Raw genomic sequence first — 9,097 nt, forward strand, 5'->3', positions numbered from 1 at the left:
AGGAGATCGAGGCCTTCACCGCCACCCCCACCTCGGCCCTCATCCGGTGACCCCGCGGATAGGCTCCGCAGTCATGACCCCACTCCACCTGGCCGGCCCCAACCTGGAACTCCGCGAGGTCGAACCCGACGACACCGAGGCCCTCCTGGCGATCTACGGCGATCCTGGGGCCACCCGGCACCTCAGCTTCGAACCCCGCACTCGCGAACAGGTTGAAGCGATCACCGCCCGCTCCATCGACTCCGCGCTCGCCACCCCGCGTACCGAGTACTGCCTCGCCGTCACCCGGCGCGGCGAACACGGGTTGATCGGCTACGCACGGCTGGCCACCGAGCCGCAGCAGGCCGCGACCATCGGGTTCGCCCTTCATCCGGCCGCGTGGGGCAAGGGCCACGGCACCGAGACCGTTCACCTACTGTGCGCCCTCGGCTTCAATGTCCTTGGCCTGCACCGCATCTGGGCCGCCCGCTCCCCGCTCAACGAGGCCTCGGCCCGGACTCTGCTGCGGGCGGGGATGACCGAGGAGGGACGGATCCGGGACCACGTCTTCGTCCATGGCGCCTGGCGTGACTCCATCACCTACTCGATCTTGGAACACGAGTGGACGCCGATCGAGGGAGCGGACGCGGCGCATGTGATGGCCCGGCCGGTGCCTCCCGCTTGAGGGCGAGACTGTGCTGGGGGCGTCGAAGTCAGACGCGGCTTTTCGTTGGTGCGGCCTCTCGGTGCTCCGAGAGGCCGCACCGATGTTCCCGTCGTATGCCTCGCTGCCTTGCCGTCCCGGCGGGCCGCCCGTACGGGGCGAGTTCGGCGAAGCGGCTGTCAGGTGGGGGTCGGGTGGGCCATCCTCGTGGCCATGACCTCCGAGCAGCAGCCGTCCGCAGTCGGCTCTCGCCCGTCCCGCGGCCTGGTCCTCACCGTTGCCGCCGTGCTGGTCGTCCTGCTCGCGGTGGTGGCCACCGCGGTGCTGTGGCCGGACGACAAGAAGCCGGCCGCCGCGCCGCCGCCGCCCACGCCGACTCCCACGGCCACCCAGACGCCGACACCCACCCCTACGCCCACGCCGCAGCCGCCGTACGCGTTCTTCCCGGTCGGCGCCTGCTTCGACCACCCGCAGCTGAGCCCGGTGATCACCAAGCCGGAGGAGCGCCCCTGCGCCGGCGACCACGACGGTGAGGTGATCGCCGACCTCAAGCTCGCGGACGGGATCACCGGCGACATCCCGCTGGCGCTTGCCATGCGCGACGGCTGCAAGGAGGTCGAAGCCGCCGCCAAGGCCCGCCAGGGTGACGGGAAGACCTACTACGGCCGCCAGTTCGGCCCTGCCATGGCCAACTACCAGCAGGGCTGGCGCGACTACACCTGCACCCTGGCCGCCGGCAACAAGCAGGGCGGCCCCAAGCTCACCGGGCAGCTGCGCCCGTGACGGCCGGGGCGGGCTGACACAATGGGGTGCATGTCCACCACACCCGCCGCTCCCGGCAGCACCGCCCTCGCCCCCGAGATCGCCGCGCGGCTCAAGCGCTCCGAGGACGGGCTGGTCCCGGCCATCGCCCAGCAGTACGACACCGGCGAGGTGCTGATGCTCGGGTGGATGGACGACGAGGCGCTGCACCGCACCCTGACCACGGGCCGCTGCACCTACTGGAGCCGCAGCCGCCGTGAGTACTGGGTGAAGGGCGACACCTCGGGCCACGTCCAGGCGGTCAAGTCGGTGGCCCTGGACTGCGACGGCGACACCCTGCTGGTCAGGGTCGACCAGACCGGTGCGGCCTGCCACACCGGCGACCGCACCTGCTTCGACGCCGACGTGCTCCCGCTCTCCTGACCCCAGTCCACTCGAAGAACTCAAGAAGGTGCCGCGCGTCATGGATCTCGAAGCCTTCCGCAAGCTCGCCGTCGACACCCGGGTCATCCCGGTCACCCGCAGGCTCCTCGCGGACGGCCTCACCCCGATCGGCCTCTACCGCACCCTCGCCGAGGAGCGGCCCGGCACCTTCCTGCTGGAGTCCGCCGAGCAGGGCCGCAGCTGGTCGCGCTACTCCTTCGTCGGGGTGCGCAGCGGCGCCGCGCTGACCGTCGGCCCGGACGGCGGGGCTCGCTGGCTCGGCACCCCGCCGGTCGGCATCCCCACCGCCGGCGATCCGCTGGAGGTGCTGCGCGCCACCCTCCAGGCGCTGCACACCCCGCGGCTGGAGGACGACGGCCTGCCCCCGCTCACCGGCGGCCTGGTCGGCTACCTCGGCTACGACATCGTCCGCCGGCTGGAGAAGCTGCCCGACCTCAACCCGGACGACCTGGGCCTGCCCGAGCTGACCATGCTGCTCGCCACCGACCTCGCGGTGCTCGACCACGTCGACGGCACGGTGCTGCTGATCGCCAACGCCGTCAACCACAACGACCTGGCCAGCGGCGCGGACGAGGCCTGGGCGGACGCGGTGGCCCGGCTGGACGCGATGGAGGCCGAGCTGTCCAAGCCGGTCGATCCGGGCCTGGCCACCTTCACCCCGGCCGGCCCCGGCGAGGTGCACTCGCCGTTCGGCGGCGAGCCGTACCGGGCCGCGGTGGAGACGATCAAGGAGCGGATCCGGGCCGGCGAGGCCTTCCAGGTGGTGCCCTCGCAGCGCTTCGAGGCGCCCTGCCCGGCCTCCGCCCTGGACGTCTACCGGGTGCTGCGCACCACCAACCCCAGCCCGTACATGTACCTGTTCCGCTTCCCCGGGCCGGACGGCGGGGCCGAGGGCGGCTTCGACGTGGTCGGATCCAGCCCGGAGGCGCTGGTCAAGGTCACCGACGGCGAGGCGATGCTGCACCCGATCGCCGGCACCCGGCACCGCGGCGACACCCCGCACGAGGACGCGGAGCTGGCCGCCGAGCTGCTCGCCGACCCCAAGGAGCGGGCCGAGCACCTGATGCTGGTGGACCTCGGCCGCAACGACCTCGGCCGGGTCTGCGAGCCGGGCAGCGTCGAGGTGGTCGACTTCATGCAGATCGAGCGCTACAGCCACGTGATGCACATCGTGTCGACGGTGACCGGCACGGTCGCCCCGGGGCGCACCGCCTTCGACGTGCTGACCGCCTGCTTCCCGGCCGGCACCCTCTCCGGCGCGCCGAAGCCGCGGGCGATGCGGATCATCGAGGAGCTGGAGCCCACCCGCCGCGGCCTGTACGGCGGCTGCGTCGGCTACCTGGACTTCGCCGGGGACTCGGACACCGCGATCGCGATCCGCACCGCGGTGCTGCGCGACGGCACCGCGTACGTGCAGGCCGGCGCGGGCGTGGTGGCCGACTCCGACCCGCACGGCGAGGACACCGAGTGCCGCAACAAGGCGGCCGCCGTGCTGCGGGCGGTCGCCACCGCCAATACGCTGCGGACGCCGGAACTGTCCTGACGTGTGAGGAGGCGGCCGGGATGCCCGAGGCGCCGTACGACGAGCTGCGCTGGGAGGCCGTTTTCGGGACGGCCTCCCAGATCCGGGAAGGGCTCGCGGGGGCGGGGCGGGTGCTGTCCGGGGTGCTGATCGACTTCCCGGCCGCGCACGGCCCGCTCGCCCCGGACCTGGTGGTGGTCGCCCCCGGCGCCGCCCGCACCGCCCGGGGCCGGTACGGGGCCGCGGACGCCGAGGCGGTGCTGGAGGTGGCGCACCCGGGCCGTGACCACGTCTTCGCGCGGGCCTGCGCGGAGAGTGGCGTGCCGCTGTACGTGGTGGTCGATCCGGCGGCGGCGGTCTGCACCGTGCACACCGCGCCGTCCCCCGAGGGGGTGTACCGGGAGGCCGAGCGGGTGCCGTTCGGCAACGACCTGTTCCTGCCGCTCGGCGGCCGCACGGTGGTACTGCGGACGGACGAGTTCCCCACGCCGTAACCCACGCCGTAACCCACGCCCTGACCCACCCCGTAACCGACCCCGTCCGCCGCCCCGCCCGCCGGCCCGTTCCCCACCCCGGGTACGGGCCCCGGCGTCGGTCGGGGGATAGTGGACGGGTGACCGCTGAGCAGACCCCCGCCCCCGCCGCCCCCAGCCGCCGCACCCTCGGCATCATGCTGCTGCTGACCGTGCTGAGCGCCGTGCTGGTGCTGACCGCGGTCGGGCGGACCTGGGCCGAGGGCCGGGCCGGCACCCTGGACGTGTCCGTCACCGGCGGCAGGATCTCCGAACTGCCCGGCGGGCTGGCCCTGGTGGGCCTCGCCGCGGCCGTCGCGGTGTTCGCGGTGCGCGGCGCCGGCCGGCTGGCGGTCGGCGCGCTGACCCTGCTGGCCGGGCTCGGCGCGGCCGCCGCCTCGGTGGCCGGGGCCGGCGACACCGCCGCGCTGGACTCCGAGGCCGCCCGCAAGCTGGCGCTGACCGGTTCGGCGGCCACCGAGGTCTCGCACACCGGCTGGCCCTGGGTCGCGCTGGTCGGCGGGGTCCTGCTGGCCCTGGCCGGACTGCTCACCCTGCGCTACGGCCGGGGCTGGCCGGCCATGGGCAGCCGCTACGAGGCGCCGACCCGCAAGGCCCCGGCGAGGACCGAGACGCCGGGCGACCTGTGGAAGGCCCTGGACCGGGGCGAGGACCCGACCGCGGTGTGAGCCGCGCGCATGTGACGCGCTCCGCGCGCATGTGACGCGATAGACCCGCCACCCGCTTTGGGCCGCCGGTGTGTGGCCCGGCACAATGGAACCCGTCAACCCGCCGGCGGCCCCGCAGGCCCGGCCGGGCCCCGAGAGCCAAGGAGCACCACTCAGATGGCAGCAGCAGCACACGGCCACACCACCGCCGCCTGGACCGGCGTCGTCATCTCCTTCGTCGGCTTCGGCGTCGCGGGCGTCGCCATGATCCTGCCGTCGGTTCTGCTCGTCTGGGTCGGCCTGGCGGTCATCCTGGCCGGCGGCGTGGTCGGCAAGGCCATGTCCCTCGCGGGCATGGGCAAGCAGCCCAGCGCCAACGTCTACAAGTCGGCCGAGGAGCAGCTCGCGGCCCGTGAGGCCCGCGCCGCCGTCGCCGCCTGACGACGGGCTCGTCGCACCACACGACCACACGTTTGTCGTACATCGGAACGGCGGGCGCGCCACGCCCGCCGTTTCGTCGTGTCCGGGCCCGACCCGGGCAGAATCGGGGCGTGAACGCCGCCCCCACCGCTTCCACCGCCTCCGCCCCGCCGCCCGTGCTGCGCCGGCTGAGCCCGCCGCTGACCGCGCTGGCGGCGGTGGCCGTCCCCGCCGCGTACGTCGCCGTGGTGGACCCGAACACCCCCGGGCACTACCCCGAGTGCCCGTTCCTGACCGCCACCGGCTGGTGGTGCCCCGGCTGCGGGGGGCTGCGCTGCGTCCACGCGCTGAGCCACGGGGACCTCACCGGAGCCCTGCACGACAACGCCGTCGTGGTCCTGCTGTTCGGCGTACTGGCCGTGCTGTGGCTGCGCTGGGGCTGGGCCGCGCTGACCGGCGGGCCGCCGCCCAGGGTCACCGTCGGGGGCCGGCGGTGGGCGCTGATCGCCCTGCTGGTGCTGGTGTTCACGGTGGTGCGCAACTCGGGGGTCGGTGCCGGGCTGGCGCCTCCGCTGGTCTGACCGGGCCGCCCGCGCAACGGCCACCCCCCGGCCGCCGTACCGCCGCCGCCCGGCCGCCGTACCGCCGCCGCCCGGCCGCCGTACCGCTGCCGCCCGGCCGCCGTACCGTCACTCCCCGGCCGCCGTACCGTCGCCCCCTGGCTGCCGTACCGCCGCTTCCCGGCCACCGGTCGCGGTCGGCTCGAAGAGCGTCCGAAAACCGGTGCGAAGACCGTCCGAAAACCGGTGCGGGCCCGGTGAAGCCGCAGCTGGGGGCCGCCGGAGCGGGAGTCCGGTCCGCGGGACCCGGTTCGAACCGGTGCGCCCCCCGCCCCCGGGTGCCGATACCATCGAAGAGTCGGTGGGCCCTCGCCCGCCGGCTCGCGCCGGCCAACTGGCAGAAAAGATGGGGGCTCCTGAGTGAGTGTGCTCGACTCGATCATCGAAGGGGTCCGCGAGGACCTCGCCGAGCGGCAGGCCCGGGTCTCCCTGGACGAGCTCAAGGCGCTCGCCGCCAAGGCTCCGGAGGCCAAGGACGGCGTCGCCGCCCTCAGGGGCGACGGGGTCCGGGTGATCTGCGAGGTGAAGCGCTCCAGCCCGTCCAAGGGCGCCCTGGCCTCGATCGCCGATCCGGCCGCCCTGGCGGTGGACTACGCCGCCGGCGGTGCCGCCGCGATCAGCGTGCTGACCGAGCAGCGCCGCTTCGGCGGTTCGCTGGCCGACCTGGACGCCGTCCGCGCCGCGGTGGACACCCCGCTGCTGCGCAAGGACTTCATCGTCACCGCCTACCAGCTGTGGGAGGCCCGTGCGCACGGCGCCGACCTCGCGCTGCTGATCGTCGCGGCCCTCGACCAGCCGGCCCTGGTGTCGCTGATCGAGCGCGCCGAGTCGATCGGCCTCACCCCGCTGGTCGAGGTGCACGACGAGGAGGAGATCAAGCGCGCGGTGGACGCCGGCGCCCGGATCATCGGCGTCAACGCCCGCAACCTGAAGACGCTCGAAGTGGACCGCAACACCTTCGAGAACGTCGCCCACGCCATCCCGGACGGCATCGTCAAGATCGCCGAGTCCGGTGTGCGCGGCCCGCTGGACGTGATCAACTACGCCAACCTCGGTGCCGACGCGGTGCTGGTCGGCGAATCCCTGGTGACCGGCAAGGACCCGCGCGCCGCGGTCGCCGACCTGGTCGCCGCCGGGGCCCACCCCGCCGTCCGGCACAAGGACTGACCCCCACCCCATGAAGATCGCCGCCCGACTCGCCCCCGGTTGCCGCCCGCGCGGCTGCCGCGCACCCGCACGCCGGGTGCTGGGGCGTCGGGTGCGGTACGTCATCGGGTGCGAGCCCGGGCAGGTGCCGGGACGGCGATGGCGCGTGACGTCCGGCTGAAGCCCAGCCGGGAAGACGTCGTTGTCGTCCATCTCCGTTCAAGGGAAACCACCATGTCCGAAAAGGACTACCTGCCCGGCGCCCAGGTGCCGGACGCGCGCGGCTACTTCGGCGCGTACGGCGGCCGCTTCATCCCCGAGGCGCTGGTCGCCGCGGTCGAGCAGGTCGCCGAGGAGTACGAGAAGGCCAAGACCGACCCGGCCTTCACCGCCGAGCTCGACGCGCTGCTCAAGGACTACACCGGGCGCCCGAGCCCGCTGACCGACGTGCACCGCTTCTCCGCCGAGGCGGGCGGCGCGCGCATCCTGCTCAAGCGCGAGGACCTCAACCACACCGGCTCGCACAAGATCAACAACGTGCTGGGCCAGGCGCTGCTCACCAAGCGGATGGGCAAGACCCGGATCATCGCCGAGACCGGCGCCGGCCAGCACGGCGTGGCCACCGCGACGGCCTGCGCGCTGTTCGGCTTCGACTGCACCATCTACATGGGCGAGGTCGACACCCAGCGCCAGGCGCTCAACGTCGCCCGGATGCGGATGCTCGGCGCCGAGGTGGTGGCCGTCAAGTCCGGCAGCCGGACGCTCAAGGACGCCATCAACGAGGCGTTCCGGGACTGGGTCGCCAACGTCGACTCCACCCACTACCTGTTCGGCACCGTCGCCGGGCCGCACCCGTTCCCGATGATGGTCCGGGACTTCCACCGGGTCATCGGCGTCGAGGCGCGCCAGCAGGTGCTCGACCGCACCGGCCGGCTGCCCGACGCGGTCGTGGCCTGCGTCGGCGGCGGCTCCAACGCGATGGGGATCTTCCACGAGTTCATCCCGGACACCGGGGTGCGGCTGATCGGCTGCGAGGCGGCCGGCGAGGGCGCCGAGACGCCCCGGCACGCGGCCACCCTCACCAAGGGGGACCCGGGCGTGCTGCACGGCTCCCGGACGTACGTCCTCCAGGACGAGGACGGGCAGACCATCGAGTCGCACTCGATCTCGGCCGGGCTGGACTACCCGGGGGTCGGGCCGGAGCACGCCTGGCTGAAGGACACCGGGCGGGCGCAGTACCGTCCGGTCACCGACGACGCCGCGATGCAGGCGCTGCGGCTGCTGTCCCGCACCGAGGGCATCATCCCGGCCATCGAGAGCGCCCACGCGCTCGCCGGGGCGCTGGAGCTGGGGCGCGAGCTCGGGCCGGAGGCGACCATCCTGGTCTCGCTGTCGGGACGCGGGGACAAGGACATGCACACCGCGGCCGAGTACTTCGGGCTGTACGACGAGCCGGGGGCCGGGTCCGCCGGGCCGGCCGACTCCGCCGAGGGGGGTAAGTGATCATGGCTTCCAAGCTGAGCGACGTCCTGGCCGCGGCCAAGGCGGAGGACCGGGCCGCGCTGATCGGCTACCTGCCGGCCGGGTTCCCGACCGTGGACGGCGGCATCCGGGCGGTCAACGCGCTGATCGAGGGCGGCTGCGACGTGGTCGAGGTCGGGCTGCCGCACTCCGACCCGGTGCTGGACGGCGCCGTCATCCAGACCGCCGACGACATCGCGCTGCGGGGCGGTGTGCGGATCAAGGACGTGCTGCGCACCGTCCAGGAGGTCGCCTCCGCGCACCCCGCGGCGGCGGTGCTGGTGATGACGTACTGGAACCCGGTCGACCGCTACGGGGTGGCGCGGTTCGCCGCCGACCTGGCGGCCGCGGGCGGGGCCGGCTGCATCCTGCCGGACCTGCCGGTGGAGGAGTCCGAGGAGTGGCGCAAGGCGGCGGACGAGCACGGTCTGGACACCGTGTTCGTGGTCGCCCCCAGCAGCAAGGACGCGCGGCTGGCGGAGGTCACGGCGGCGGGCAGCGGGTTCGTGTACGCGGCCGCGGTGATGGGCGTGACCGGGACGCGGTCGGCCGTCGGCTCGATGGCCGAGGACCTGGTCGCCCGGACCCGGGCCACCACCGACCTGCCGGTCTGCGTCGGGCTCGGGGTCTCGGACGCGGTGCAGGCGGCGGAGGTCGCCCGGTTCGCGGACGGGGTGATCGTGGGGTCGGCGTTCGTGAAGCGGATCCTGGCCGCGGGCGAGGACGAGGAAGCGGCGCTGGACGCCGTGCGGGCCCTGGCCGGGGAACTGGCCTCGGGCGTGCGGCGGAGCTGACGCGCGGTAGGACCATCAGGCCGGCGGCCCTCCACTCCTCGGGAG

General features: G+C 74.1%; 12 protein-coding genes. All 12 read left to right on the forward strand.

Annotated elements, in window-relative coordinates; translation table 11 throughout:
- Positions 1-73: 73 nt before the first annotated feature.
- Positions 74-664, forward strand: coding sequence for a GNAT family N-acetyltransferase (locus tag ACFU6K_RS20890; RefSeq protein WP_380665103.1), 591 nt, complete (start codon positions 74-76; stop codon positions 662-664).
- A gap of 192 nt (positions 665-856) precedes the next feature.
- Positions 857-1,426 carry a hypothetical protein gene (locus ACFU6K_RS20895; protein ID WP_380665105.1) on the forward strand — a complete coding sequence of 190 codons (570 nt, stop codon included), beginning with the start codon at positions 857-859 and terminating at the stop codon, positions 1,424-1,426.
- A gap of 30 nt (positions 1,427-1,456) precedes the next feature.
- Positions 1,457-1,828, forward strand: a complete 372-nt coding sequence (hisI, locus tag ACFU6K_RS20900) for a phosphoribosyl-AMP cyclohydrolase (RefSeq protein ID WP_049650356.1) — start codon at positions 1,457-1,459, stop codon at positions 1,826-1,828.
- A gap of 40 nt (positions 1,829-1,868) precedes the next feature.
- On the forward strand, positions 1,869-3,392 hold the full coding sequence (locus ACFU6K_RS20905) for an anthranilate synthase component I (protein ID WP_380665107.1): 1,524 nt from the start codon (positions 1,869-1,871) through the stop codon (positions 3,390-3,392).
- A gap of 20 nt (positions 3,393-3,412) precedes the next feature.
- Positions 3,413-3,865, forward strand: a complete 453-nt coding sequence (locus tag ACFU6K_RS20910; protein ID WP_380665109.1) for a Uma2 family endonuclease — start codon at positions 3,413-3,415, stop codon at positions 3,863-3,865.
- Between the two features lie 119 nt (positions 3,866-3,984).
- Complete coding sequence (locus ACFU6K_RS20915) at positions 3,985-4,572, forward strand: TIGR02234 family membrane protein (protein WP_380665111.1); 588 nt, start codon at positions 3,985-3,987, stop codon at positions 4,570-4,572.
- Positions 4,573-4,728: 156 nt separating this feature from the next.
- Positions 4,729-4,992 carry an HGxxPAAW family protein gene (locus ACFU6K_RS20920; protein WP_049651218.1) on the forward strand — a complete coding sequence of 88 codons (264 nt, stop codon included), beginning with the start codon at positions 4,729-4,731 and terminating at the stop codon, positions 4,990-4,992.
- A gap of 110 nt (positions 4,993-5,102) precedes the next feature.
- Positions 5,103-5,552 (forward strand): DUF2752 domain-containing protein, encoded by a 450-nt coding sequence (locus tag ACFU6K_RS20925; protein WP_380665113.1) that lies wholly within the window; start codon positions 5,103-5,105, stop codon positions 5,550-5,552.
- A 399-nt stretch (positions 5,553-5,951) separates the two neighbouring features.
- Positions 5,952-6,758 carry an indole-3-glycerol phosphate synthase TrpC gene (gene trpC / locus ACFU6K_RS20930; RefSeq protein ID WP_049651216.1) on the forward strand — a complete coding sequence of 269 codons (807 nt, stop codon included), beginning with the start codon at positions 5,952-5,954 and terminating at the stop codon, positions 6,756-6,758.
- A 10-nt stretch (positions 6,759-6,768) separates the two neighbouring features.
- Entirely contained in the window at positions 6,769-6,918 is a 150-nt protein-coding gene (trpM, locus tag ACFU6K_RS20935; RefSeq protein ID WP_188296911.1) for a tryptophan biosynthesis modulator TrpM, read from the forward strand.
- A gap of 53 nt (positions 6,919-6,971) precedes the next feature.
- On the forward strand, positions 6,972-8,240 hold the full coding sequence (trpB, locus tag ACFU6K_RS20940) for a tryptophan synthase subunit beta (RefSeq protein ID WP_380665115.1): 1,269 nt from the start codon (positions 6,972-6,974) through the stop codon (positions 8,238-8,240).
- A 2-nt stretch (positions 8,241-8,242) separates the two neighbouring features.
- Positions 8,243-9,052 carry a tryptophan synthase subunit alpha gene (gene trpA, locus ACFU6K_RS20945; protein ID WP_380665117.1) on the forward strand — a complete coding sequence of 270 codons (810 nt, stop codon included), beginning with the start codon at positions 8,243-8,245 and terminating at the stop codon, positions 9,050-9,052.
- The last annotated feature ends 45 nt before the right edge of the window (positions 9,053-9,097 follow it).

Source organism: Kitasatospora sp. NPDC057512 (assembly GCF_042802135.1).
GTDB lineage: Bacteria > Actinomycetota > Actinomycetes > Streptomycetales > Streptomycetaceae > Kitasatospora.